At 72.2% G+C, this 25,166-nt stretch carries 25 protein-coding genes; 10 read left to right on the forward strand and 15 right to left on the reverse strand.

Features of this window, described 5'->3' with window-relative positions; genetic code table 11:
- The first annotated feature begins 4 nt into the window (after window positions 1-4).
- The 5 genes from FLL47_RS37665 to FLL47_RS37685 all read left to right on the forward strand — a co-directional run bounded on the left by FLL47_RS37665 (window position 5) and on the right by FLL47_RS37685 (window position 4,806).
- A complete protein-coding gene (locus tag FLL47_RS37665) occupies window positions 5-1,126 on the forward strand; it encodes an NAD(P)-dependent oxidoreductase (RefSeq protein WP_186316147.1) in 1,122 nt (373 codons plus the stop codon).
- A 155-nt stretch (window positions 1,127-1,281) separates the two neighbouring features.
- Window positions 1,282-2,562, forward strand: a complete 1,281-nt coding sequence (gene aroA / locus FLL47_RS37670) for a 3-phosphoshikimate 1-carboxyvinyltransferase (RefSeq protein ID WP_246159192.1) — start codon at window positions 1,282-1,284, stop codon at window positions 2,560-2,562.
- Between the two features lie 13 nt (window positions 2,563-2,575).
- Complete coding sequence (locus FLL47_RS37675; protein WP_144127450.1) at window positions 2,576-3,553, forward strand: aldo/keto reductase; 978 nt, start codon at window positions 2,576-2,578, stop codon at window positions 3,551-3,553.
- Window positions 3,554-3,645: 92 nt separating this feature from the next.
- Window positions 3,646-4,338 (forward strand): FKBP-type peptidyl-prolyl cis-trans isomerase, encoded by a 693-nt coding sequence (locus FLL47_RS37680; protein ID WP_144127451.1) that lies wholly within the window; start codon window positions 3,646-3,648, stop codon window positions 4,336-4,338.
- Window positions 4,339-4,560: 222 nt separating this feature from the next.
- Window positions 4,561-4,806: a hypothetical protein gene (locus tag FLL47_RS37685; protein ID WP_144127452.1), complete on the forward strand. Its 246-nt coding sequence runs from the start codon at window positions 4,561-4,563 to the stop codon at window positions 4,804-4,806.
- A gap of 3 nt (window positions 4,807-4,809) precedes the next feature.
- Here the strand turns inward: FLL47_RS37685 and FLL47_RS37690 are convergent, their stop codons facing one another.
- From FLL47_RS37690 to FLL47_RS37705, 4 genes are all read right to left on the reverse strand, one after another.
- The gene (locus tag FLL47_RS37690) at window positions 4,810-5,601 is read right to left on the reverse strand and encodes a DUF1684 domain-containing protein (protein ID WP_144127453.1); all 792 of its coding nucleotides are present in this window, start codon (window positions 5,599-5,601) and stop codon (window positions 4,810-4,812) included.
- Window positions 5,602-5,836: 235 nt separating this feature from the next.
- Window positions 5,837-6,250: a rhodanese-like domain-containing protein gene (locus FLL47_RS37695; protein ID WP_144127454.1), complete on the reverse strand. Its 414-nt coding sequence runs from the start codon at window positions 6,248-6,250 to the stop codon at window positions 5,837-5,839.
- Window positions 6,247-6,723: a cysteine dioxygenase gene (locus tag FLL47_RS37700; RefSeq protein WP_144127455.1), complete on the reverse strand. Its 477-nt coding sequence runs from the start codon at window positions 6,721-6,723 to the stop codon at window positions 6,247-6,249. The genes FLL47_RS37695 and FLL47_RS37700 overlap by 4 nt, the downstream gene beginning before the upstream one ends.
- 129 nt (window positions 6,724-6,852) lie before the next feature.
- Window positions 6,853-8,001: an acyl-CoA dehydrogenase family protein gene (locus tag FLL47_RS37705; RefSeq protein ID WP_144127456.1), complete on the reverse strand. Its 1,149-nt coding sequence runs from the start codon at window positions 7,999-8,001 to the stop codon at window positions 6,853-6,855.
- Window positions 8,002-8,245: 244 nt separating this feature from the next.
- Here FLL47_RS37705 and FLL47_RS37710 point away from each other — a divergent pair, with 244 nt between their 5' ends.
- The gene (locus FLL47_RS37710) at window positions 8,246-9,142 is read left to right on the forward strand and encodes a universal stress protein (protein WP_144127457.1); all 897 of its coding nucleotides are present in this window, start codon (window positions 8,246-8,248) and stop codon (window positions 9,140-9,142) included.
- Window positions 9,143-9,242: 100 nt separating this feature from the next.
- Here FLL47_RS37710 and FLL47_RS37715 read toward each other — a convergent pair whose 3' ends face one another.
- The 4 genes from FLL47_RS37715 to FLL47_RS37730 form a co-directional block, all read right to left on the reverse strand.
- Window positions 9,243-9,734, reverse strand: coding sequence for a DUF6328 family protein (locus tag FLL47_RS37715; RefSeq protein ID WP_246159193.1), 492 nt, complete (start codon window positions 9,732-9,734; stop codon window positions 9,243-9,245).
- Window positions 9,735-9,801: 67 nt separating this feature from the next.
- Window positions 9,802-10,719 (reverse strand): 5'-3' exonuclease, encoded by a 918-nt coding sequence (locus tag FLL47_RS37720; protein WP_144127459.1) that lies wholly within the window; start codon window positions 10,717-10,719, stop codon window positions 9,802-9,804.
- Between the two features lie 114 nt (window positions 10,720-10,833).
- Window positions 10,834-11,682, reverse strand: a complete 849-nt coding sequence (locus FLL47_RS37725) for an MHYT domain-containing protein (RefSeq protein WP_144127460.1) — start codon at window positions 11,680-11,682, stop codon at window positions 10,834-10,836.
- Between the two features lie 87 nt (window positions 11,683-11,769).
- Window positions 11,770-14,547 (reverse strand): DEAD/DEAH box helicase, encoded by a 2,778-nt coding sequence (locus tag FLL47_RS37730; RefSeq protein ID WP_144127461.1) that lies wholly within the window; start codon window positions 14,545-14,547, stop codon window positions 11,770-11,772.
- A gap of 54 nt (window positions 14,548-14,601) precedes the next feature.
- Between FLL47_RS37730 and FLL47_RS37735 the strand changes: the two genes are divergently transcribed.
- From FLL47_RS37735 to FLL47_RS37745, 3 genes are all read left to right on the forward strand, one after another.
- A complete protein-coding gene (locus tag FLL47_RS37735) occupies window positions 14,602-15,354 on the forward strand; it encodes an HAD family hydrolase (RefSeq protein WP_144127462.1) in 753 nt (250 codons plus the stop codon).
- Between the two features lie 174 nt (window positions 15,355-15,528).
- The gene (locus FLL47_RS37740) at window positions 15,529-17,139 is read left to right on the forward strand and encodes an FAD-dependent oxidoreductase (RefSeq protein WP_144127463.1); all 1,611 of its coding nucleotides are present in this window, start codon (window positions 15,529-15,531) and stop codon (window positions 17,137-17,139) included.
- Window positions 17,140-17,204: 65 nt separating this feature from the next.
- A complete protein-coding gene (locus FLL47_RS37745; protein ID WP_144127464.1) occupies window positions 17,205-18,434 on the forward strand; it encodes a cytochrome P450 in 1,230 nt (409 codons plus the stop codon).
- A 78-nt stretch (window positions 18,435-18,512) separates the two neighbouring features.
- On the opposite strand, the gene FLL47_RS37750 is transcribed toward FLL47_RS37745, so the two are convergent.
- The 6 genes from FLL47_RS37750 to FLL47_RS37775 form a co-directional block, all read right to left on the reverse strand.
- Window positions 18,513-19,418: a YegS/Rv2252/BmrU family lipid kinase gene (locus FLL47_RS37750; protein WP_144127465.1), complete on the reverse strand. Its 906-nt coding sequence runs from the start codon at window positions 19,416-19,418 to the stop codon at window positions 18,513-18,515.
- Between the two features lie 104 nt (window positions 19,419-19,522).
- Window positions 19,523-20,443 carry a twin-arginine translocase subunit TatC gene (tatC, locus tag FLL47_RS37755; protein WP_144127466.1) on the reverse strand — a complete coding sequence of 307 codons (921 nt, stop codon included), beginning with the start codon at window positions 20,441-20,443 and terminating at the stop codon, window positions 19,523-19,525.
- A gap of 22 nt (window positions 20,444-20,465) precedes the next feature.
- On the reverse strand, window positions 20,466-20,735 hold the full coding sequence (gene tatA, locus FLL47_RS37760; protein ID WP_144127467.1) for a Sec-independent protein translocase subunit TatA: 270 nt from the start codon (window positions 20,733-20,735) through the stop codon (window positions 20,466-20,468).
- Between the two features lie 190 nt (window positions 20,736-20,925).
- Window positions 20,926-21,192 carry a hypothetical protein gene (locus FLL47_RS37765; protein WP_144127468.1) on the reverse strand — a complete coding sequence of 89 codons (267 nt, stop codon included), beginning with the start codon at window positions 21,190-21,192 and terminating at the stop codon, window positions 20,926-20,928.
- A 54-nt stretch (window positions 21,193-21,246) separates the two neighbouring features.
- Entirely contained in the window at window positions 21,247-22,194 is a 948-nt protein-coding gene (locus FLL47_RS37770) for a helix-turn-helix transcriptional regulator (RefSeq protein ID WP_144127469.1), read from the reverse strand.
- 112 nt (window positions 22,195-22,306) lie between these two features.
- On the reverse strand, window positions 22,307-23,302 hold the full coding sequence (locus tag FLL47_RS37775) for a helix-turn-helix transcriptional regulator (protein WP_144127470.1): 996 nt from the start codon (window positions 23,300-23,302) through the stop codon (window positions 22,307-22,309).
- Between the two features lie 306 nt (window positions 23,303-23,608).
- On the opposite strand from FLL47_RS37775, the gene FLL47_RS37780 reads away from it, so the two are divergent.
- Window positions 23,609-24,691, forward strand: a complete 1,083-nt coding sequence (locus FLL47_RS37780; protein ID WP_144127471.1) for a DUF3866 family protein — start codon at window positions 23,609-23,611, stop codon at window positions 24,689-24,691.
- Between the two features lie 156 nt (window positions 24,692-24,847).
- Here FLL47_RS37780 and FLL47_RS37785 read toward each other — a convergent pair whose 3' ends face one another.
- Entirely contained in the window at window positions 24,848-25,054 is a 207-nt protein-coding gene (locus FLL47_RS37785; RefSeq protein ID WP_144127472.1) for a hypothetical protein, read from the reverse strand.
- Between the last annotated feature and the right edge of the window lie 112 nt (window positions 25,055-25,166).

Genomic DNA, 25,166 nt, shown 5'->3' on the forward strand with positions numbered 1-25,166 from the left:
CCCCGTGTGGCAGTCGTCGCAGGCACCCACCGCGTGGCAGGCCGTGCCGCTCGACGAGCGCATCGCGTGGGCCCGGCGCAACATGGTGCTCACCGCGCGTGCCGCGGCGCAGCTGCCGCCGATGCACGGGGTGCGGCTGGCCTGCACCGTCCACCTGGACCTGAAGATCCTGCTGGCGATCGAGGCGTTCGCGCGAGCGGGCGCGCAGGTGGCGGTCGTGCCCGCCAACCCGCACACCACGCAGTGGGACGTGGTCGGCTGGCTGCACGCGGAAGGCGTGGAGACGGCGTTCACCCGGTTCCCCGACGAGGAGCAGGCGGCCGCGGCGTGCGTGGACTGGGGGCCGACGCACGCGCTGGAGATGGGCGCGGCGGTGATGACCACGGCCGCGCGGGCCGGATACCCCGGGCTGTCGGCCGGCGTCGAGGTCACCCGCACCGGCATCGACCGGCTGTTCCGCGTCGAGGTGCGGCACCCGGTGTTCGACCTGGACGCGGTGCCGCTCAAGACGGTCCTGCACAACCGGTTCGCCGTCGGCACCAGCACCTGGGCCACCCTGACCGCGCGCACCAACGTGACCCTGCACGCCAAGTCGGTGCTGGTGGTCGGCTACGGCGAGGTGGGCGCCGGGCTGGCCCGGACGGCACGGGCCGGCGGCGCCCACGTCCTGATCGCCGAGCCCGACCCGTCCCGGCGGGCCGTCGCCTCCTACGAGGGCTACCGCGTCGGCACGGTCGACGAACTGATCGCCGACGCCGACGTCCTCGTCACCGCGACCGGCCGCCCCGGTTCGGTCCCCGCCCGGCTGCTCGGCCTGGCCAAAGACGGCTGCATCCTGCTCAACTCCGGCCACACCGACGACGAGATCGAGGTCGACGCACTCGGCCCCGGCCGCCCCGTCATCCCCCACCTCACCGCCCACCGCTACGGCGACCGCGAGCTGTTCCTGTTCGCCGGCGGCCGCATCGCCAACCTCGTCGCCGGCGACGGCGACAGCCTCAACGTCTTCGACACCACCGAAGCCCTGATGATCGCCTCCCTGGCCTGGACCATCACCGAAGGCTCCACCTACCCACCCGGCCTCCACCCCCTCCCCACCACAGCCTGGCGCTCCGCCACCCCCTGACGGGGCGGCGATCTTGCGTGGACCGTGGGGATGACACACTCGAAAGCCCCAAAAGGGCAACAGTTCGCGCAAGATCGTCGCGATCATGCGGCGGGTGATCTCAGAGCGTGGTCATGGGGGGTTGGTGAGGTCGGTGGCGGCGCATACTGGCGGCCGTGTCTGAGATCTCGCTGCCTTCTGTGATCGCACTGTCGCCGGTGGAGCAGCCGCCGGACACCACGGTGCGGCTGCCTGGCTCCAAGAGCATCACCAACCGGGCGCTGCTGTGCGCGGCGCTCGCCGACGGGACCAGCACGCTGACCGGCGTACTGTTCGCCGACGACACCCGGGCCATGCTGGGCTCGGTCGCCGCACTGGGTGCGCAGGTCACGGCCGACGAAGCCGCGGCCACGGTGACGGTGCGCGGCACCGACCCGCGCGCCGCGACCGCGCCGGTGTCGGTGTACGCCGACCAGTCCGGCACCACCTCCCGCTTCCTGCTGCCCGCGCTGGCACTGCGCCCGGCGCGCGGCGTGCTCGACGGCGACGCCCAGCTGCGCGCCCGCCCGTTCGGCCCGCTGGTCGAGGCGCTGCGCACGCTGGGCGCGCGGGTCGAGGAACCCGCCGAGGCGGGCCGGCTGCCGCTGGCCGTGTCCGGCCCGGTGCACGGCGGCCGGGTCGCGCTGCCGGGGCACCTGTCCAGCCAGTTCCTGTCCGGACTGCTGATGGCCGGTCCGCTGATGCGCGACGGGCTGGCTGTGGAGCTGACCTCGCCGCTGGTGTCGGTGCCGTACGTGACCATGACCGCCGCGGTGATGGCCGCGTTCGGCGTGCCCGCCGACGGGCTGGGTGTCGCCCCGGGCCGCTACCACGCGACGGAGTACGCGATCGAGCCCGACGCGAGCGCCGCCTCGTACTTCCTGGCCGCGGCGGCGATCACCGGTGGGCGGATCACCGTGGCCGGGCTGGGCGCGGGCAGCCTGCAGGGCGACGTGCGCTTCGCCGACGTGCTGGAGCGCATGGGCGCGAAGGTGTCGCGGTCCGCCGACGGCATCACGGTGACCGGTGGCGGCACCCTGCGCGGCGTCGACGTCGACATGGCCGACATCTCCGACACGGCGCAGACCCTGGCCGCGGTGGCGGTGCACGCCGACGGTCCGACCCGGGTGCGCGGTATCGGCTTCATCCGCGAGAAGGAGACCGACCGGCTGGCCGCGGTCGTCACCGAGCTGCGCCGGGCCGGCATCGACGCGACCGAGCACGAGGACGGCTTCACCATCCGGCCCGGGCGGCCCGCGCCGACGCGCTTCGACACGTACGGCGACCACCGGATGGCGATGAGCCTGTCCCTGCTCAGCCTGCGCTCGCCCGGCATCGAGATCGACAACCCCCGGTGCGTCGCGAAGACCTACCCGGATTTCTTCGCCGACCTGTCGCGGGTCACCGCCCGAGCGTGAAGGATCAAGCGTTATGGAGTACATGAAGCTGGGCCGCACCGGCCTGGACGTGTCCCGGCTGAGCCTGGGCTGCATGAGCTACGGCGAGCCGGGCCTGGGCAGCCACACCTGGACGCTGCCCGAGGACGAGTCCCGCCCGTTCATCAAGCGCGCGCTGGAGCTCGGGGTCAACTTCTTCGACACCGCCAACGTGTACTCGCTGGGCAGCAGTGAGGAGATCCTGGGCCGGGCGCTGCGCGACTTCGCCGACCGCGACGAGGTCGTCATCGCGACCAAGGTGTGGGGTCCGATGCGCGAGGGACCCAACGGCCGCGGCCTGTCCCGCAAGGCGATCATGACGGAGATCGACCACAGCCTGCGCCGGCTCGGCACCGACTACGTCGACCTGTACCAGATCCACCGGTTCGACCCGGCGACGCCGCTGGAGGAGACCCTGGAGGCGCTGCACGACGTGGTCAAGGCGGGCAAGGCGCGCTACCTCGGCGCGTCCTCGATGTACGCCTGGCAGTTCGCCAAGGCGCTGCACACCGCCGACGCGCACGGCTGGACCCGGTTCGCCACCATGCAGAACCACTACAACCTGATCTACCGCGAGGAGGAGCGGGAGATGCTGCCGCTCTGCCTCGACGAGGGCATCGGGGTGATCCCGTGGAGCCCGCTGGCCCGCGGCCGGCTGACCCGCGAGCCCGACGCCGTCACCGCCCGCACCAAGGACGACGCCTTCGGCGAGGGCCTCTACGCCCCGACCGAGGCGGCCGACGCCGCGGTGGTCGCCGAGGTCGGCCGGATCGCCCGCGAGCGCGGCGTGCCCCGGGCCCAGATCGCGCTGGCCTGGGTGGCGAGCCGGCCGGGCGTGGTCGCACCGATCGTCGGCGCGACGAAACCGCAGCACCTGGAGGACGCGGTGGCCGCATTGGACCTCACGCTGAGCGCGGCCGAGGTGGCCGCGCTGGAGAAGCCCTACGAGCCGCACCGGATCGCCGGGCAGTGACACGCGCGGACCGGCGTGCGAACCGGTAGCGTGTGCCCAGCCGTGGCAGGTGCCACACACAGACATGACGGTCGGCGGAGATTCGAGGACTCGTGAGCGGACAGGTGAAGGACCGGGCCGACAGCGCCCGGCGGGCGAGCAAGGCGGAGCGGCGGGAGGCCCGGGTCGCCGCGGCGCGGGCGGCCAAGCGCAGGAAGATCCTGTACGGCCTGCTCGGCACGTTCTTCGGCACGATCCTGCTGATCGGTTTCGCCTTCGTGGTGTTCAAGGACGGCGGCGGCGACAACTCGACGGCCTCGCAGCCCGACGCCTCGGCCAGCGCCGGTGCGAGCCCGGCGGCGGACCCCAACGCCGCCGACCCGAACGCCCCCGCGCCCGACGCGAAGTTCCCGCCGCTGCCCGCGGGCGCCGACCCCGCGCTGGGCACCAAGCCGGTGGTCACCAAGGGTGCGGGCACGCCGAAGGAGCTGAAGGTCACCATGCTCATCGAGGGCAAGGGCCCTGCGGTGAAGTCGGGCGAGACCATCCTGGTGAACTACGTGGGCGTCAAGTACGCCACCGGCGAGCAGTTCGACGCGTCCTGGGACAACAAGCAGGCCTACCCCGTGCCGATCGGCGCCGGCCAGGTCATCAAGGGCTGGGACCAGGGCCTCGTCGGGGTGAAGGTCGGCAGCCGCGTGCAGCTCGACATCCCGTCCGACCTGGCGTACGGCGACGGCCCGGACGCCCGGCTGCCCGGCCCGCTGCGCTTCGTCGTCGACGTGCTCGCGATCCAACCCGCCTGATCCGCGTCCCTCGCGGCACTCCGCCCCGGCTGCCCTGGCAGCCGGGGCGGAGTCGTCTGCGGCCACGAGCGCGGCGTCGCGAGCAGCCGAATGCGCAAATCACCTCATATCCGCGCCCATCGGGCTATGGTCGAGCAGCGGAACATGGTTCGCCCGGTGCGCCGCCACGCTCGCGGCTCGGCGGCCCGTCCACGTTCCGCGGGCGGCACGAAGGAGAGGGCGATGGCAACGAGCAAGATCAGCTGGATCACCGCCGGGCTGGTGTCCGCGGCGGCCGCAGGTGTGGGCGCCGTGGTGGCGTACCGGCGCCGCCGCACCCAGGCGAACGAGGACAGTTACACGGCACTGGCCGGGCTCAGCTCACACCAGAACGGCAAGCACAAGAAGGAACGGATCCCGCGCAAGCTCAAGAAGAGCCGCGCGCACGCCGACGCGCTGGCCTCCGGGCACGGCGGCCAGCACTGGTGAGGCTCAGCGGGGCGTACGCTCCCCCGCCTCCACCGCGATCGCCAGCAGGTTCTCCGGCGGCGGCAGCGGGCAGGTGCCGTATTCGGTGAACGCGCAGGGCATGTTGACGGCGCGGTTGAAGTCGACGACCACCGCGCCGTCCACGCCCGGCTCGGCCACCGACAGCGAGCGCGCCCCGCCGTGCGTCGACACGCCGCTGGTCGCGTCGCGGAACAGCACGGACAGGCTGCCGTCACCGGCGTCCATGGCGGTCAGCGCCTGCGCCACCCCGTCGACCTCGAAGCGCAGCACGCCGCGGGCGATCTGGTCGTGGGTGAGCCCCGCGATCACCGCGCCGACGGTGACCGGGCGGGGCGTCTCATAAGCCTCGAAGACCGCGTCCAGCGCCCAGCGTGCGTCGAGCGCGAACGTCGGCACGCCGGTGAAGCCGGTCCGGGTGGGCGCCCGGGGGTCGCGCACGCGCAGGGCGTACGCCCCGCCGCGTTGGATGATCTCGATGAGCCGGTCGCCGTGGTCGAGTGTGATGCCGGCGCCGCCCTCGACCGGGCTGAGCACCAGCTCACCCTCGACGGGTTCACCCGCATGGCTGAGCCCGTCGGCGGCCTCGGCCAGCAGCAGCGCGCCGTCGTCGTGCACGCTCCAGCGCCCCGGCACGCCGGGCAGCGTGACCCCCTCGGCGGGCAGCCAGTGCAGCGCGGTGAGGCTCAGCCAGCCGTGGGGTTCGCGCAGCTCCTGCTCGCGGGCGGCACGCCAGGCGTCCCACTCCTCGACCAGCGTCTGGGGGTCGACGGCCATGTCGTGCCCTCCTCCTCGGCGACGGGGCTCCCGGCAGCCTGCCACGGCAGCAGCGCTCTCGCAAGATCAGCACAGGTGCCCAACGGGTTCCCCCGAGTGACCAGACCCCCCTCAGCCGAACCGGCCATCCCGGACCCGGGCCGGACTCTCCTGCCGCAACTCTTCGCGAGTCGCGGGGTCATCCCGGCCCGGTGGCCGCAAGTCGTCAAGGGTCGCGCCGGGTGGGCGACCTTGGTCAGGGGGTGGTGGGCAGGCCCGCGACCTGCCAGGCGGCGAAGCCGCCCGCGAGGTCGGTGGCCCGGTGCAGGCCGAGGTCCTGCAGTGCCGCCGCGGCCAGCGAGGACGTGTAGCCCTCCTGGCAGAACACCACGACCGGCAGGTCGTACCGGTCGGCGACCGGCAGCCGGGCGTCGCTGCGCGGATCGAAGCGCCATTCGAGGACGTTGCGTTCGACGATCAGCGCACCGGGGATGCCGCCGTGTGCGGCACGCTGCGCGACGGGCCGGATGTCCACCAACAGGGCACCGTCCCGCTGGGCGGCTGCAGCCGTCGGCGCGTCGAGGCGGGTCAGCCGCGAGCGCGCCGCGGCGAGGATCTCGTCGATGCCGCGCGAGCCTGCGGGCGCGGTGAGGTCGGCTTGCACGCTCACCACTGTGCTCCCGCCCGGTCGACGGCCGCCACCAGCAACCGTCCACGCTGGAGCCGGTAGCGGGTCATGGTCGTCAGCTCCGGCCCGTACACGTGCACACTGACGGCCGGCACGGGGCCGGCGTTGACGATCTGGTGCACGTGGTGCTCGCCGAACTGGCGGGCCGCCCCCGCGGTCAGCACGCGGCCGGTGAGCGCGGCCGTGCCGTCGCGCGCCACGGTCACGGTCCGCTCGGTCAGCGCGCCGGAGACCACCACGAACGCGCCCGCGCTGCCGCCGTGGTCGTGCAGGTCGGTCTCCTGGCCGGGCAGCCAGGTCAGCAGCCACGCCTCGACGCCGGATCCGGCGAGCAGCCGGTGATACCAGCGCTGCGCCGGGTCGAACCGCGGCGCGACCTCCCAGTCGGCGGGGTTGTCGGCCAGGCGGCGGGCCGTGCTCAGATGGTCGGCCCGAACCCCGGTGGCGACGATCATTCAGATCACCTGCTTTTCCTAGCGGCTTTATAGGAATTACATCACCAGGTGCGGCCGGGCACAACAGGAAACGCCGGTCCGGATCGTGGCGCGTGCCACGACCCGGACCGGCGTCGGCGGGAAAGGAGGTCAGTCCTTGGCGAGGGACCGGGCGATCACCATGCGCTGGATCTGGTTGGTGCCCTCGACGATCTGCAGCACCTTGGCCTCGCGGAAGTACCGCTCGACCGGGTGGTCGGCCACGTAGCCGGCCCCGCCGAGCACCTGCACCGCGTCGGTGGCGACCTGCATGGCCATGTCCGTGGCGAACAGCTTGGTCTTGGCCGCCTCGATCGAATACGGCAGGCCCGCGTCGCGCAGCCGGGCCGCGTGCAGCATCAGCGCCCGCGCCGCGGAGATCTGCGTCGCCGCGTCGGCCAGCATGAAGCCCAGGCCCTGCAGGTCGATGATCGGCTTGCCGAACTGCACCCGCTCCCGGGCGTAGCCGACCGCGTAGTCGAGCGCGCCCTGGGCCAGGCCGATGGCACAGGCGGCGATGCCGAGGCGGCCCGAGTCCAGCGCGCCCATCGCGATCCGGAAGCCCTCGCCCTCGCCGCCGATGAGCCGCTCGGCGGGCACCACCGCGTCGTCGAACGCAAGCTGGGCGACCGGCGACGAGCGCAGGCCCATGGTCTTCTCCCGCGCCTGCGGGTGCAGGCCGGGCGTGTCCGCCGGGGCCAGCAGGCAGGAGATGCCCTTCGGGCCGGGACCGCCGGTGCGGCAGAAGACGTTGTAGAAGTCGGCCACGCCCGCGTGGGTGATCCACGCCTTGGTGCCGCTCACCCGGTAGGCGTCGCCGTCGCGTACGGCCCTGGTGGTCAGGTTCGCCGCGTCGGACCCGCCGGCGGGCTCGGACAGGCAGTACGCGCCGAGCAGTTCACCGCCGATCAGGTCGGGCAGCCAGCGCTCGCGCTGCTCCGCGGTGCCGTGATGGGCCAGCGGGTAGCAGGCGAGGGTGTGCACGCTGACCGTCTCGGCGATGGCGACCCAGCGGCTGGCCAGGATCTCCAGCACCTGCAGGTAGACCTCGTACGGCTGCTCCGCGCCGCCGTACTCGGCGGAGTAGGGCAGGCCGAGCAGGCCGGAGCGGCCCAGCGTGCGGATCAGCTCGCGGGGGAACTCCCCGCGCGCCTCGAAGTCGTCGGCGTGCGGCGCGAGCTCCTTGTCCGCGATCTCGCGGGTGAGTTCGAGCAGGTCGTGTGCTTCAGGGGTGGGAAGCAGGCGGGTAACGCTGGGCATGGAGCCAGCTTAACGGTCGTTAGGTGGTTCCGCCCGGCCGGTTCTGCTCGGCCGCCCCTGCCGTTCGCGGTCAAGATCGGCGTTTCAGGTCGAAAGGTCTGGTCAGACCGAGGTTTTGGCGTGAAACGGCGATCTTGACGGAGCAACCTGCACCGGCGGAGCGGCGGGCAGGGGCCGTTTCCGCTCAGGCGGGGGCGGGAAAGGACATAGTGGAGTTGAGCTGAGCTGCGCAGGGAGGCGGGCCATGAGCATCGGGCTGACCGGGCCGGTGGTGGTGGGCGTGGACGGCTCACCGGCCGCCACGACGGCACTGCGCTGGGCGGCCGACGAGGCAGCGCTGCGCGAACTGCCCCTGAAGATCGTTTACGTGAGCGAGGATCCCGGGCCCCGGCTCGGCGACGGCGTCGCGGAGGCGGCGCTGTCCTCGGCCGGCCACGGGATCACCGAGCACGCGATGACCGAGGTCCGGGCGATGCGGCCGGACATCACGCTCACCTCCGAGGTGCTGCGCGACGACCCGGCACACGGCTTGATCAAGGAGTCGGAGTCCGCGGCCATGGTGGTCGTCGGCAGCCGCGGGCACGGCGGATTCCACGACCTGATGCTGGGCTCGACGAGCCTGCAGGTGTCGATGCACGCCCGTTGCGCGGTCGCGGTGGTGCGCCCGCCGACCGCCCCGGAGCAGGCCGGCGTGGGCGCGGTGGGCCGGATCGTGGTCGGCGTCGACGGCTCGCCGCAGTCGGGCGCCGCGCTGGCGTTCGCCTTCGACGAGGCGCAGCGGCGCGGCTGCGGCGTCACCGCCGTGCACGCGTGGCTGGGACCGATCACCACCGGCGCGGCGGGCATGCCGTTCGTGTACGACATCGACACGCTGCGCGCCCAGGAGGAATCTGTGCTCGACACGGCCGTGGCGGGCTGGCACGACCGCTATCCGCACGTGGACCTGGAACGGATCACCATGGAGTCCTCCGCGGCGGCCGCGCTGACGGAGCAGTCCATGGGGGCGTTGCAGGTCGTCGTCGGCTGCCGTGGCCTGGGCGGGTTCACGGGCCTGCTGCTGGGCTCGGTCAGCCAGGCGCTGATCCACCACGCCGGGTGCCCGGTGGTGGTGGCGCACCTCCGCGCAGGGGCCGACAAATAATCGGGCCAAGGGTTGACATGCCGGATATGCCGGTCTAACGTGAGAAGTGAAGCCCGACCGATCTCAATTGAGATAAGCCGGGCTTCCCGTATGTCCGGGCTCAGTCGCCCGGCCGCGACGGTTTGGTGGCCAGCGGCAGCACGTACCAGAGCAGGATGTAGATCAGGGCCATGCCGCCGCCCAGGAAGCCCGCCCAGCGCACCCCCGCGACCACGTCCACCACCAGGTAGATGGCCAGCACGATCGCGGTCATCTCGAAGAACAGGCCGAACTGCGCCAGCACGTGCGCGGTCCGCACGATCTGCGGTTTGCGCCCCTCCCGGAACGACAGCCGGTGGTAGCTGACCGGCGCGATGAGCAGGGACGCGGCGAGCGCACTGCAGATGAACGTGACCACGTACAGCACCCGCTCGGTGCCGTTGATCTTCTCGAAGCCCACCGAGAACGGCAGCGTCAGCAGGAACGCGAACAGGATCTGCACGCCGGTCTGCGCCACCCGCAGCTCCTGCAGCAGCTCCGAGTAGTTGCGATTCCACCGCTCATCGGGATCCTCCCCCGACTCCTGCCGCCTGTCGCCGTCGATGTCAGTCACTGTCGTCCTCCGCATCCCCAGCGTATGCCCGGTGAAGCGGAGCTCATGCCAACTCGCGCAGCACGATTCAACCGGCGTTGGCCGCCAGGGCGTCGACCAGTCGGCGGCACGGGCTCGCCAGGTTCCACTGCTCGGCGAGCGCCAGCAGCCGATCCGGGTCGCGCGGCACCGCGGGCAGGGTCAGGTCGTGCTCGGGCAGCTTCAGGTCGGTGGCCACCCGCACCACCTTCGGCGCGACGGCCAGGTAGTCGGCGGCCGCCTCCAGCTTGGTGCGCAGCCCCGGCGCGAAGTCGGCGGCCGGGTCGGCCACCGCCGCGACGATGGCGTCCAGGGTGCCGTAGCGCTCGATCAGCCGGGCCGCGGTCTTCTCGCCCACGCCCGCCACGCCGGGCAGGCCGTCGCTCGGGTCGCCGCGCAGCGCCGCGAAGTCGGCGTAGCCGCCCGCCGGGACGCCGTACTTGGCCAGCACCGCGGCCTCGTCGCAGTCCTCGAGCTTGGCCACGCCGCGCCCGACATAGAGCAGCCGCACCCCACGCGTATCGTCGACCAGCTGGAACAGGTCACGGTCGCCGGAGACCACCTCGACCGGCGCGGTCTGGGTCGCGGCGAGCGTGCCGAGCACGTCGTCGGCCTCGTTGCCGTCCACCCCGTAGGCCACGATGCCGAACGCGTCGAGCACCTCCAGCAGCAGGTCGACCTGCGGCACCAGCTCGTCGGGCACCTCCTCGCCGCCCGCGGGCGCCACCCGGTGCGTCTTGTACGTGCCGATCAGCGCCACCCGCCAGGCAGGCCGCCAGTCGTAGTCCAGCGCGCACACCAGCCGGTCCGGCCGGCGGCCCTTCACCAGCGTGGTGACCATGTCGAGAAAGCCGCGCACCGCGTTGACCGGGGTGCCGTCCGGGGCCATCGCCGCTTTGGCGGGCACGCCGTGGAAGGCGCGGAAGTACAGGCTCGGCGCGTCGATGGCGAGCAGGGGTGCGGTCATGCTGACAGCCTGCCACAAGGCCCGGACACCCACCGCGTACGCGGTCCGGGCGCAGCTCGCCCGTGCCGCGGGGCGGCACGGGCGAGTGTCGAGATCAGCAGGAGGAGCGGTCGGTCACTTGCCGCGCGGAGTGAACGCGGTGGGACGGCGCACGGTGCCGCGCTGCTGCCCGATCGCGGCCTCTTCACGGGCGGCCTGCACCCGGTCGAGGTACTCGCGGGCGGCCATGTCCTCCTTGGTGGGGGCCGCGCCGATCGCGAAGACCAGGCCACCGATCACCAGCAGCACCAGCACGCCGATCGGCACCAGCAGGTTCGCCGCGGACGTGCCGCCGATCCCGCCGCCCAGCGTCGGCGTGGTCAGCTTCACCGACATCGCGGCCATGCCGGTGTAGTGCATGCCGCACACCGCGACGCCCATCAGCAGGGCCGCGCCGGCGATGGCCAGCGGCCGGCTCAGCACGACGGTGAACCACAGCGCCACCGTCGCGGCCACCACGGCGATGATCACCGAGGCGGCGACCAGGGCCGCGTCGTACGCCACCTCGCCGTTCAGCCGCATCGCGAACATGCCCAGGTAGTGCATGCCCGCCACGCCGACGCCGGTGAAGATGCCACCGAGGACGATGCGGCCGACGTTCGGCTTGCCGAACCCGACGATCCGCAGGCCCAGGCCGACCACGACGATCGCGACCAGCGCGCTCAGCGCCGTGCGCGGGGTGTCGTAGCGGATCTGCGCCCCGGTCACGCTGAAGCCCAGCATGGCCATGAAGTGCATGGCCCAGATCGCCGTGCCGCCGAGCGCCCACGCGGCCAGCACGATCCACCAGAACCGCTGCTTGCCGGTGGTAGCGGTACGCATACGGGCGGTACAGATCAGGCCCAGCGACGAGCCGAGGATGGACAGTGCGTACGCCACACCGGGCGTGACGAGTCCATGGGTGAAGTGATGCACGTCGGCCACGGCGGTCGACCCCTTCGGCTTGTCATACAGTGAGCGACATTCGCCTTCGTGCATGATCCCGGAAGAGTGTTTGCGCTGGCAACTCGGTCAGACAACCGCAGTATACGCAAGTACGCCTCTATTGACCGCGTCCATCGCCGTCCGCGCGGTCTCACGCAGCGACGATGGCGCGCCGGTGGCGTCGGCAATCTGTCCGAGAAGATCGATGACCTGTCTCGCCCATCGGACGAAGTCCCCGGCCGGCATGTCGCCGTCCAGGCTGTGCCCACTGGCGAGCACCTTGGCCAGCGGCTCCCCCTTGGCCCAGCGGTACATCGGCCACACGAAGCCGAGATCGGGCTCCTTGGTCTGCGTCAGGCCTAGCCGCCGCTCGTCCACGCCCAGCTGGTAGAAGGTGCGCACGGTCGCGTCGACCGCCGCGGCGACCGGGCCGCGCGGCACCGACGCCTGCTCGTCCACATCCCGGCGGGCCTCGTAGAGCACCACGGATACGGCCGCGGCCAGCTCGTGCGGTTCCAGGCCCTCCCACACGCCGGTGCGCAGGCACTCGGCCACCAGCAGGTCGGCCTCGGTCCAGATGCGCGCCAGCATCCGGCCCGGGGCGGTCACCTCGCCGTCGGCGGCCAGGTAGCCGCGCTCGGTGAGCAGCTCGCAGATGCGGTCGAAGACGCGTGCCAGCGACCCGGTGCGGTTGCTCACCTTGTCGCGCAGGTTCTCGGTGTCCCGGAACAGCCGCTGCCGCCGCTCCGCCCAGCGGGCGTGGTCCTCGCGCTCCGGGCAGGCGTGGCACGGGTGCGCCCGCATCGCCTTGCGCAGCGCCAGCAGCTCCCGGTCCTCGTGGCTGCCGTTGCCGCCGCGGCGGCGCCGCCCGGCGCCCCGGGCGACGTCCAGGTTGCGCAGCGACGAGGCCAGGTCCCGCCGCTCGGCCGGGGCACGGTGGTTGAAGTGGCGCGGCACCCGCACCCGGCCCACCACCTCGACCGTGCCGGCGAACTCGCCCGCCGAGATGCGCCCGGCCCAGCGGTCCTCGGTCAGCACCACCGGGCGCGGCTCGCCGAACCCGCCCACGCCCGGGTCGAGCACGATGGCCAGCCCCGAGTGCTTGCCGGACGGGATCTTGATCACGTCGCCGACCTTGAGCTGCTCCAGCGACTCGACCGCCGCCGCGCGACGCTCCTGCTGGCTGTTGCGGGTCAGCTGCTTCTCCCGGTCGGCGATGGCCACCCGCAGCGCGAAGTACTCGGCGAAGTCGCCGTGCTCGCAGGCCAGCTCGGTGTCGTACACCGCCAGCACCTCGTTGTTGCGCTGCACCTGGCGGGCCAGGCCGACCACCGAGCGGTCCGCCTGGAACTGCGCGAACGACGACTCCAGCAGGTCGTGGGCGCGTGCCGCACCGACCGAGCCGACCAGGTTGACCGCCATGTTGTACGACGGCCGGAAGCTCGAGCGCAGCGGATACGTCCGGGTGGAGGCCAGACCGGCCACGTGGCGCGGATCCACCTCCGGCCCCCAGACGACGACCGCGTGGCCCTCGACGTCGATGCCGCGCCGCCCGGCCCGCCCGGTGAGCTGCGTGTACTCCCCCGGCGTCAGGTCGACGTGGGCCTCGCCGTTGTACTTGACCAGCCGCTCCAGCACCACGCAGCGGGCCGGCATGTTGATGCCCAGCGCCAGGGTCTCCGTGGCGAACACGGCCTTGACCAGGCCGCGGACGAACAGCTCCTCGACGACCTCCTTGAACGCCGGCAGCATGCCCGCGTGGTGGGCGGCCAGGCCCCGCTCCAGCCCGTCCAGCCAGTCCCAGTAGCCCAGTGCGGCCAGGTCCTCGCCGGGGATGTTGGCGATGCGCCGCTCGACCACCTCGCGGATCTCGGTGCGCTCCTCGGGCGAGGTCAGCCGCAGTCCCGACTGCAGGCACTGCTGCACGGCGGCATCGCAGCCCGCGCGGCTGAACACGAACAGGATCGCCGGCAGCAGCCCTTCGCCGTCGAGCTTGTCGACGATCTCGGGCCGGTTCGGGCCCGGCCCGCGCCGACCGCGACCGCCGCGACCGCGGCGCACGTCGACCGCGTCCATCCGGCGGGCCAGCTCCCGGGTCTGCCGCAGCAGCTCAGGGTGCACCTCGTGGGCGCGGGCCGCCTCGGAGTCGTGGAACAGGTCGTACATGCGCTTGCCGACCAGCATGTGCTGCCACAGCGGCACCGGCCGGTGCTCGCTCACCACGACCTCGGTGCGGCCGCGTACGGTGACCAGCCAGTCGGCGAACTCCTCGGCATTGGACACGGTCGCCGACAGCGACACCAGCGTGACCGAGGCGGGCAGGTGGATGATGACCTCCTCCCACACCGCGCCCCGGAACCGGTCGGCCAGGTAGTGCACCTCGTCCATGACCACGTAGGACAGTCCGGCCAGCGCGGACGAGCCGACGTAGAGCATGTTGCGCAGCACCTCGGTGGTCATCACGACCACCGGCGCGTCGCCGTTGATGGAGTTGTCCCCGGTCAGCAGACCGACCTTGTCCGCGCCGTAACGCCGCACCAGGTCGTGGAACTTCTGGTTGGACAGTGCCTTGATCGGCGTCGTGTAGAAACACTTGCGACCCTGCTGCAGCGCCAGGTGCACGGCGAACTCGCCGACGACCGTCTTGCCCGCGCCGGTCGGCGCGCACACCAGCACGCCGCTGCCGCGTTCCAGCGCCGCGCACGCGGTCCGCTGGAACGGGTCGAGGGCGAAGCTGAGCCCGGCGGCGAACTCGTCGACCAGTGGAGAGGCGGCGGGGGTCTTACGGCCTTCGGCAGGGGTCGCTGGTCGGGCTGTTCCGGCGTCCGACCCGGTGCCGGGTCGCCGCTCGGCGGGGCTCGTCATACCGCAAAGGCTAGGCGAAAGAGGCCAGTCGGCGCAGGTCGGTATCCTGCTGACGTGCCCGAGTCCCCGCCGCCGCCGTACGCCCACCCGGCACGGATCGACGGTCACCGTGCCCTCGACGCCGTGTTCTTCGATTTCCACGGCACCCTGGCCACGACCGTGGACCCGGTGGCCTGGGTCAGCGCGGCGGCCGCCGACTGCGGCGTCACGCTGGACCGTGGCAAGGCCACGGTGCTGGCCGACCGGCTGGCCACGGCAGGTGCGCTGCCGGGCGTGGCGCCCCCGGTGCGGGTGCCCCCGCAACTGGCCGAGGCGTGGGCCGACCGCGACCTGTACGAGCACGCCCACCGCCACGTGTACACCGGGCTGGCCGCGACCGTGCCCAACGACGTCCCCGGGCTGTCCGACGCCCTCTACGCGCGCGTACTGACACCGGTCGGCTGGACGCCCTACCCGGACGTGATGGGCACGCTGACGACCCTGCGGGCCGCCGGGGTGCGCACCGCGGTGGTCAGCAACATCGGCTTCGACCTGCGCCCGCTGCTGGACGCCTGGGGGCTGACCGCGCTGTTCGACGCGCTCGTGCTGTCGTACGAGGTGGGCTGCACCAAGCCCGATCCCAAGATCTTCCTGCGGGCCTGCGGCATGCTGTCGGTCGACCCCGAGCGTGTCCTCATGATCGGCGACACCCCCGCCGACGCCGGCGCGGTCAACGCCGGCTGCGCCGCCCTGGTCGTCCCCGCCGCCTCCCCCGGCCGCCCCAACGGCCTGCACCGCGCCGTCTCCCTGGCCCTCCCCCGCACCTGACCTCTCCCTGCCCCGCCCCCGCGGGGCCCGCTCCCCGCAACTCTCGAAGAGTTGTGGCCTCGGGGCACCTCGGAGGCGGCAAGTCTTCAAGAGTTGCGCCGGGGGTGGATCTTCGTGTTGGCGAGATTGCCTGATTCGGGCTGATTCGGGGTGGGGGGCGCGAAGAATGAGGCCATGCGTGTGGTGGTGGATCTGACGAAGTGTCAGGGGTACGCGCAGTGTGCGTTCCTGGCTCCCGAGGCGTTCCGGATGGTCGGCGACGAGGCCCTCATGTTCGACCCGGCGCCGTCGGACGACCAGCGGGTGAAGGTGCTGCGAGCCGCGGCCGCCTGCCCGGTGCAGGCGCTCCAGGTCGACATGGCCGACCTGCCGCAGCCGCCGCCCGCGGCGACGGTCGTGGCGGCCAAGGGCGACCGGCTGCGCCGTGACGGGCGCATCGTGATCGTCGGGGCGTCACTGGCCGGGCTGAAGGCCGCCGAGCAGCTGCGCGCCGAGGGGTTCACCGGCACGCTGACGGTGATCGGCGACGAGCCGGAGGAGCCCTACGACCGGCCGCCGCTGTCCAAGCAGGTGCAGACCGGCTTCGTCGCCTCGGCCGACACCACGCTGCCCCGGCGGCGCGACATCGACGCCGACTGGCGGCTCGGGGTCGCCGCCACCAGCGTGGACCTGGACCACAAGCGCGTCGTGCTGGCCGACGGCCAGGAGGTCGAGTTCGACCGGCTGCTCGTCGCCACGGGGGTTCGCGCCCGGCCGTGGCCCGTGCCGGAGGAGGCCGCGCTGGACGGCGTGTTCACCATCCGCACCCGCGGCGACGCCGCCGGGCTGCGCGAGCGGCTGCTGGCGCACCCGCGGCGGGTGCTGGTCGTCGGCTCCGGGTTCACCGGCTCCGAGATGGCCTCGGTCTGCGTCGAGCTGGGCATCCCGGTCACCGTGGCCGAGGCCGGGCCGGCGCCGCTGGTGGGGGCGCTGGGCGGGGTGATGGGCCGGATCTCGGCGGGCATCATGCGCGAGCACGGCGTGGACCTGCGTACCCATACCAAGGTGAACTCGCTGCAGGGCGAGGACGGCAAGCTGCGCCGGGCGGTGCTGTCCGATGGCACCACGATCGAGGTGGACGTGGCCGTGGTCGCCCTCGGTGGCGTCCGCAACGTGGAGTGGCTGGAGAGCGCCGGGCTCGCCGTGGGCGTGTGGGGTCTGGCCTGCGACGCGGGCTGCCGCGCGTTCACCGCCGCGGGTCTGGTCACCGACGACGTCTTCGTCGCCGGGGACGTGGCCCGCCAGCCGCAGCCGATGTTCGGCTACCAGTTCCTGGCGATGGAGCACTGGGGCAACGCGGTCACCCAGGCCGAGGTCGCCGCGCACAACATGATCAGCAGCGAGACCGACCGCTGGCCGCACCTGGAGATGCCCGCGTTCTGGTCGCTGCAGTTCGGCCACAACATCAAGTCGGTGGGCGTGCCGCCGATCGCCGACCAGATCGCGATCACGCAGGGGTCCGTGGAGAGCCGGCAGTTCGTCGCCGCGTACGGCTACAAGGGCCGGGTCGTCGGCGCGGTCAGCTGGAACCAGGGCAAGTGGCTGGACTTCTACCAGCAGCTCATCGAGCAGGCGGCACCGTTCCCGCTGCCGTACGACATGACCAACCCGCCGGCCGACCGGGTGCCGGTGCCCGCGGAGTTCCCGGATCGAACGTACCCAGGGCGCGAGGCGACCGTCGTGGTCACCGGGCACGACCCCAGCGAGCGCCGGGCCACCCTGGTCCGCCCGTCCCGGCGGCGCTGAAGGGCCGCCATGAGGCAGGCAGTCCCCGTACCGCATGGCGGTCACGATCGAAGCGAGGAACCGTCATGACAGAACCCAGCGTGTTCGACGAGATCGTCGACTTCAACAACCGGGCCAACCCGTGGCCGCTCTACGACAAGCTGCGCACCCAGCCGGTATGGCAGGAGCCCGACGGCACCTTCGTGGTGAGCACCTTCCGGGAGATCTACGCGCTGTTCCACGACCCGCGGATCAGCTCCGACGCGGCCAACCTGCTGCCGGAGTTCGCCCACAAGGCCGGGCCGCTTTCCGAGGGCGGGGGCGCGCTGCCGCCCAGCTTCATCCGCACCGACGCGCCGCGCCACGACACGCTGCGCCGTATCGCGATGCGCCAGTTCGGCCCGCCGCACCGCCCGGACCGCATCGACAAGCTGACGCCCGCGCTGGAGGCGATCGTCACGCGGCTGATCGACGGCCTCGCCGGCAAGGGCGAGTGCGACCTCGTCGACGACATGGCGTACCCGTTCCCGGTGGCGGTGATCTGCGAGCTGCTAGGTGTGCCGGAGGAGGACGAGCCGCGCTTCAGCGCCTGGGTCGACCCGATCGTGAACTCGGCGGGCCAGCCGACGCCCGAGGCCAAGCAGCAGGCCAAGGAGGCGTTCCAGCAGCTGGGCGCGTACATGTTCGAGCTGGCGCAGCGACGGCGGGCGGACCCCGGCGACGACATGCTGTCGGGATACGTCACCGACGACGGCCCGGACGGGCAGCTGGAGGGCGGCGACCTGTTCGCGACGCTGGTCCTGCTGCTCATCGCGGGCCACGAGACGACCGTGAACCTGATCGCCAACGGCTGGCTCACCCTGCAGCGCCATCCGGAGGTGCTGGAGCGGCTGCGCACCGAGCCCGACTTCAGCATCCGCATGGTCGAGGAACTGCTGCGGTACGAGCCGTCGGTGCACTTCGTGCCCAACCGCATCGCGGTCGCCGACATCGAGATCGCCGGTGCGACGATCAGGAAGGGGCACCCGGTGGTGCTGGTGCTGGCGTCGGGCAATCGCGACGGCGAGTGCATCCCGCACGCCGACCGGTTCGACCCGGACCGTGCCGACAACGTGCACCTGGCCTTCGGCAACGGCGTGCACTACTGCTTCGGCGCCCCGCTGGCCCGGCTCGAGGCCCAGCTCGCGCTGACCCAGCTGGCCAAGCGCCTGCAGAACCCACGTCTGGTGGCCGACCCGCCGCCGTACCGCCCGAGCCCCGTACTGCGCGGCCCGATCCACCTGCCGGTGGCGTACGACGCCGTACTCCCCGCCTGAACCCGAAGGAAGGGCACCTTCCCATCGCTATGCGATGGGAAGGTGCCCTTCCCATCGCGCCGCCGCTGCCGTGCCTGGTCAGGACAGGAGGTGGACCGCCTGCGGGACGGCGGTGACGGTCACCGGCAGCGGGCCGATGCGCTCGCCGTCGGCGTAGCAGACGATGCCCTCGGCGGCGAGCGTGATCTCGCGGGCGCGCAGCGAGCGCACCTTCGGATGGGTGATGTGGGTGCCCTGGTAGACGCGCGGTTTGATGCGGATCAGGGTGGCCCGGGAGACCGGCTCGGCCCAGACCATGTCGAGCAGGCCGTCGGTGGCGTCGGCGTCGGGGCAGATGCGCATGCCGCCGCCGTACGCCGCGGTGTTGCCGACGGCCAGCAGCACGGCGTCCAGCACGCTGGTCTGCCCGTCGACGGTGACCGTGTAGCGGCGGGGCCGCAGCCGGACCAGTTCCAGCAGCACGGCGAGGTCGTAGCGGATCGGGCCGCGGGGCCAGCGCATGCGGTTGCCGCGCTCGTTGACGATGGCGTCGAAGCCGGCCGCGAGCACCGCGCCGTACCAGCGCACGGTGCCGTCGAGGCAGGTGATGCGGGCCAGGTCCAGCGCCCGGGTGCGGCCCTCGCGCAGCGCGGCGGCGATGGCGTCCGCGGCCGCGTACAGGTCGGCGGGCAGCCCGGCGCTGGTGGCGAAGTCGTTGCCGGTGCCGGCGGGGATGACGCCCAGTGGCACGCTGGTGCCGGCCACGGCCTGCTGGACCAGGTGCACGGTGCCGTCGCCGCCCATCGCGACCAGCGCTCCGGCGCCCGCGGCGACGGCGTCGCGGCAGGCCTGCTCGGCTTCGGCTGCGGTGGGCGCGTCCAGCACGCGCACCGGCCGCCCGGCCGCGCCGAGGCGTTCCAGCACTCCAGGCAGAGAACCCCGGTGCCGGCCTCTGCCGGCACCGGGGTTCCTCAGCACCACGATCTCGTCGCTCAGCTCGCTCATGCCCGCTCCTCGCTGCGCTCGTCACAGGCAGGCACCGAGCTCATGATTCGCTCGCTCAGCTCGCTCATTCCCGCCACTCCTCGCCGCGGGACGAGCCGCCGCGATCAGGTCATGTCGTCGTAGCGTCGCTCGATCGGATCCGCGGAGGCGACCGGCGCGACCGCTTCGACGCGCTCGCCGGGCGTGATGCTATCGGTGTCGTAGCCGTCGAGTGAAGACGTCTCGTCGTCCTCGAGGCCCTCGTAGATCGACTTGCCCCGGTTGCGGCGCTTGTCGTTCAGCATCGACACACCGACGACGATGAAGTACAGCACCGCCATGGCCAGCGCGAGCGCGCTCATGCCGAACGGGTCCGGCGTGGGCGTGACGATCGCGGCGAACAGGAACATCAGGAAGACGGCCACCCGCCACCAGCCGAGCATCCGCTTGCCGGTGAGCACACCCGCCACGTTGAGCATCAGCAGGACGAGCGGGAACTCGAACCCGAACCCGAAGAGCATCATGACGCCGGTGACGAAGTCGAAATACCCGGTCAGGTCGACGTTGATCTCGTAGGTGTCGGACATCTCGAGGAAGAACACGAGGCTCTTCGTCACGACGAAGAAGGCCAGGAACGCGCCCATCGCGAACAGCGGCACGGCGATCGCCGTGAACAGGTAGCTGTAGCGCTTCTCGTGCTTGTGCAGGCCGGGGGCGATGAAGGCCCACAGCTGGTAGAGCCAGATCGGCGACGCGATGATCAGACCCGCATACAGACCGATCTTCAGCTGCAGCAGGAACGGGTCGACCGGCGACGTCGAGTTGAACTGGCAGATCGCATCGCCCTTGAAATCGCAGTAGGGCGCGTTGATGAAGTTCTGGATCGGCTCCGCGAAGTACAGGCCGACCATCAGACCCGCGATGATGCCCAGCGAGGCCTTGAACAGCCGGCTGCGCAGCTCCCGGATGTGCTCGATGAGTGTCATCGAGCCGTCCGCAGCGCGCTCGCGCTGGGACGGCTCGCGACGTGCCAGGGGGTTCTTCACGTCTTCAGCCCGGGGAGGGGGTTCAGGACTGCTGGCGCTGGACCGGGTCCACGACCGGCTTGGCGGACGGCTGGCCGTCGAGCGGCTGCTGCGCCGTCACCTGGGCGTCGGCCTTCTCGGCGGTCGCGTCCTTGGCGTCCTTGCCGTCCTCGGACAGCGCCTTGGTCTCGGCCTTGAAGATGCGCATCGAGCGACCGAGCGAACGGGCCGCGTCCGGCAGCTTCTTCGAGCCGAAGAGGATCACCAGCACCACCACCACGAGGATGAGGTGCCACGGCTTAAGGGCGCCCATGATTGCTCCAGTCAGAAAGATGAGGGGGTTTAACCAACTTGTTCCGGACTAATGGTACGCGGCCCGGCGGGGTGTGCCCGCAGGTGAAGTGTCGACCATCACCGGAAGCAGCGTCAACGCGATGTGGGAGGTGCTGCAGATTCCTGCAGCAACGGTTGTGACCAGCGATCGACCGCCCGGTGAACCGGAATCAACCCCGTTTGATCTTGAGAGAGTCCTTGCTCTCCTTGATCAGGTTGATCCGCTCCTGGGCCAGCTCGGCCCGGACCTTCAGCGAGTCGCCGTGCACCTGCAGCCCTTCGGCCACCTTGGCCAGCTCCTGCGCCCGAGCCGCCACGAGCTGCAGCTCGGCTGCCGCCTCCTTGAGCCCCGCCAGGCGCCACAGCAGCACGCGCAGCACCAGCCCCAGGAACACCAGGCTCAGCAACACCACTGCCACCACGATCCACGCCACCACGCCAGCAGCCTAACGTGTGCGCCGCGCGGCGCGGACCGCCGTGCCGCGATCGACCTACGCGTACGCCGCGAGCGCCTGCACCGCGCTGTCGCGCACCGCCTCGGCCAGCTCCGCCGGGGCCACCACGGCCACCTGCGGGCCCAGCCCGAGCACGAGCCGACGTGCCCAGTCCATGTCGTTGACGCGCAGCGAGACCAGCCACTCCTCCGGCGTCACCTCGACCACCGACTCGCACGGGTAGTACTCGGTGATCCAGCGCCCACCCCGGCCCACCCGCAGGGTGACCGTCGGCGAATCCGGATCGGGCTGGAACACGCCCTCCGCGACGTCACCGGACTGCGCCTCGGCCGGCGGCGCGGCCGGCTCGTCGAGCTCGGTCAGCGCATCGATGCGGTCCACCCGGAACATGCGCACCGCGCCCGCCGAACGGCACCAGGCCTCCAGGTACGAACGCCCGGACACCGACAGCAGCCGCATCGGGTCCACGATGCGCTCGCTGGACACGTCACGCGCCGCCGAGTAGTAGCTCAACCGCAGCGCGTTGCCGCGCTCCAGCGCCGAGCGCAGGTCGGCCAGGCGGTCGTCGTTGCCGGGCAGCCGCACCGCAACCGGCGCGTCGATCTCGCCCGCGGCCTGTTCAATCTTCGTCAGAGCGCGGTGGATCGCGTCGCGGTCCGCCACGCCCGGCGTCTCGGCCAGCATGCGCAGCGCCACCACCAGGGCGGTCGCCTCGTCGGGCGTGAGCCGCAGCGGCCGGTCGATGCCCGCGTCGTAGGTGATGGTGACCCGGTCCCCGTCGAACGACATGTCGATCAGGTCGCCCGGACCGTAACCCGGCAGACCGCACACCCACAGCAGCTCGAGGTCCTCGCGCAGCTGCCGCTCGGACACGCCCAGGTCGGCGGCGGCCTCGACCAGCTCGATGCCCGGCCGGGCCAGCAGGTACGGCACCAGGTTCAGCAGCCGGGCGAGCCGGTCGGCGGACGTCTTGGCGCTGCTCATGCCTTCTCCTCGCTGCGCTCGCCGGCGGCACCACCGAGCCCGCTGACCCGCTCGCTCATGCCTTCACCCCTCGGCACCGGTCGGGCGCGGTCGCTCATGGAACGCCCGGTCATCAGGCCACCTCCGCCAGCTCCGCCGGGGCGGTCACACCGGCGATCTCGCGCAGCCGGGCGATGGTCGCCTCGCGCACCTCGGCCGGCTCCAGCACCGTCACGTCCGCGCCGTATCCGACCAGCCAGGCGGCGAAGCCGTCCGCGTCGGCGTAGCGCAGCTCCAGCACGTCGCCCTCGGGGGTCGGGGTGCAGTTGGCCGCCCAGCGGCGCACCCCCGCGGCGCGACCGGGGCGCACCAGCACGCGCGTGGTGCGGTTCCGCTCGACCGGTCCGGACCAGCGGGCCACGTAGCTGATGAGATCGAGGTCGGCCGGCGGCTCGAAGGCGCGCTCCTCGCCGATCTGGCGCACCGGGCCGACGATGCGCGACAGCCGGAAGCAGCGCGGCGCGTCCCGGACGGTGTCGTGGCCGACCACGTACCAGCGGCCGCGCCAGCAGACCACACCCCACGGCTGCAGGTGCCGGGTGGTGGGCGCGTCGTCCTCGGGCACCCGGTACGGGAAGGTCACCTCGCGACGGGCCCGGGCCGCGCCGGTGAGCGGCTCGAACGCGGCGTCGACGGCGAGCACCGGCTCGACGCCCAAGGTCGCGTGCGGGTCCACGTCCACGCCGCCGGCCCGCAGCTTCGCCAGGCCCGAGGTCGCAGCGGCGGCCAGCCCCGCGTGACGCCACAGCCGGGCCGCGACGCCGACCGCGGCGGCCTCGTCGGGCCCGAGCGGGATCGCCGGCAGCGCGTAGTCGCGCCGGGCGATGCGGTAACCGGGCTCGGTGTCGAAGACGCTGGCGGTGCCGGTCTCCAGGGGCACGCCGAGCGCGCGCAGCTCGGCCTTGTCCCGCTCGAACTTGCGCTGGAACGCCTCGTGCTCACGGGCGTCGTCGGCGTTGTGCTCGTATCCGGGCACGGTGGCGGCGATCTGCGCGGCGGTCAGGAAGCGCCGCGTGGACAGCAGACAGATCACAAGGTTGACCAGGCGTTCGGTTCGACTGCGCGACACGACCGCCACGCTAGCAGCGCGAGCGCTCGAAACGGTAACCGGCAAGCGCCTGTTCCCCCACCCGCGCACCGATTGTCCGACACCTGCTCACCCCCCGTCCCCCACCCCACACACCCCGTCACCGATCCGGCCCCAGCGTCCCCACCCAGTCCAAGATCACCCGACTCGCCAGGCAATCGTGCGTATCTTGACCGCCCATTCGCCCATGTGCCAGGCAAGTCGGGCGATCATGGAGATCCGGCACGGCGCCGCGAGGCGGGGGCGGTATGACCGGGTGCCGGCGGGCGGGCCGATAGGGTCTGGGGCGTGATTCGGTGGCGGACAGGCACGGTGGAGCGGCTCGGCCGCAGTTGGCACGGCGCGCAGGAACTCACCGTCGTGCTGGTCGCCCGCACCCCCGACGACCCCGCGTCGGTACGCGCGCTGGCCTACCCCGACCTGGTCGGACAGCCCGAGGTCGGCGACGAGGTGCTGCTGAACACCAACGCGCTCGCGCTGGGCCTGGGCACCGGCGGCTACGCCATGGTCGTCGCGCTGCCCCGGCGGCTGCCCGAGGACACTCCGGTGCCGGGCCACATCGTGAAGGCGCGCTACAGCCCGCTGCAGACGATCCGGCTGGCCGCCGACGAGGAGGCCTCACCGCACCGCGACGTGCTGGCCGCGGCACAGGACATCGGCGGCATGCCGGTGGTCGTGGCCGACCTCCACTCGGCGCTGCCCGCGATCCTGGCCGGCATCCACGCCGAAGCGCCGGCGGCCCGGGTGGCATACCTGCTCACCGACGGCGGGGCGCTGGCCGCGGGCTTCTCCCGCACCCTCGACGCGCTGCGCGACCGGCTGGCCGGCACCGTCTCGGTCGGGCAGGCCTGGGGCGGCGACCTGGAGGCCGTCAACGTGCACACCGGGCTGCTCGCCGCCCGGCACGTGCTGCATGCCGACATCACCATCCTCAGCCAGGGCCCCGGCAACCTCGGCACGGGCACCACCTGGGGATTCTCCGGCGTCGCGGCTGGTGAGGCGGTCAACGCCACGGCCGCGCTCGGCGGACGGCCCGTCGGCGCGCTGCGCATCTCCGACGCCGATCCGCGCCCCCGCCACCGCGGCGTGTCGCACCACAGCCTGACCGCGTTCGGCCGGGTCGCCCTGGCCCCCGCGGACCTGGTGGTCCCGGCGGAACTCCCCGAACCGCTGGCCGCCGCCATCGCCCACGCGCTGGAACCCCTCGCGAGCCGCCACCGCATCGTCAAGGTCGCCACCGCCGGCCTCGACGAGGCCCTCCGGGCGTCCCCTGTGAAGCTCTCCACCATGGGCCGCGACCTCGACGGCGACCACGCCTACTTCCTGGCCTGCGCCGCCGCCGGCCGCCACGCCGCCACCCTCACCACATGAAAGGAAGGGCACCTTCTTATCGCTATGCGTAGAGGAAGGGCACCTTCTTAACCACCGGAGGCGGCTGAGCTGCGCGTTTCAGTGAAGCGCGCGGGGTGGTCTGCGGCGCAGCCCGGGATCAAGCGAGACGCGGGGCGGCAGGCGGCGCTCCCGGGCTCACTTGAGGACGACCAGCGCGATCCAGCCTGCGACGAACAGGCCGAGGATCGCGGCCAGCACCCAGGTCGGCACGGTGTACTCGCCGCGCCGGTTGGCCGAGATCTCGTTGTAGATCTTGTCCCGGCGGCGCTGGACCCAGTTGCTCCGTACTTCCTCGCCGGTGCGCTCGACCGGTTCGGCCTGCGGCTCGTGGTGCTCGCTCATAGTGCAGCGAGCTTAGCCACGCCACGCCCACACCGACCACCGGCCGCCGATCCCCCTGCTCAGCCGGACGAAACGATAGGAAGGGCACCTTCTACATCGAAAAACGATAAGA

Origin of the sequence: Catellatospora sichuanensis, from assembly GCF_007483665.1 — a bacterium.
GTDB classification, from domain to species: domain Bacteria; phylum Actinomycetota; class Actinomycetes; order Mycobacteriales; family Micromonosporaceae; genus Catellatospora; species Catellatospora sichuanensis.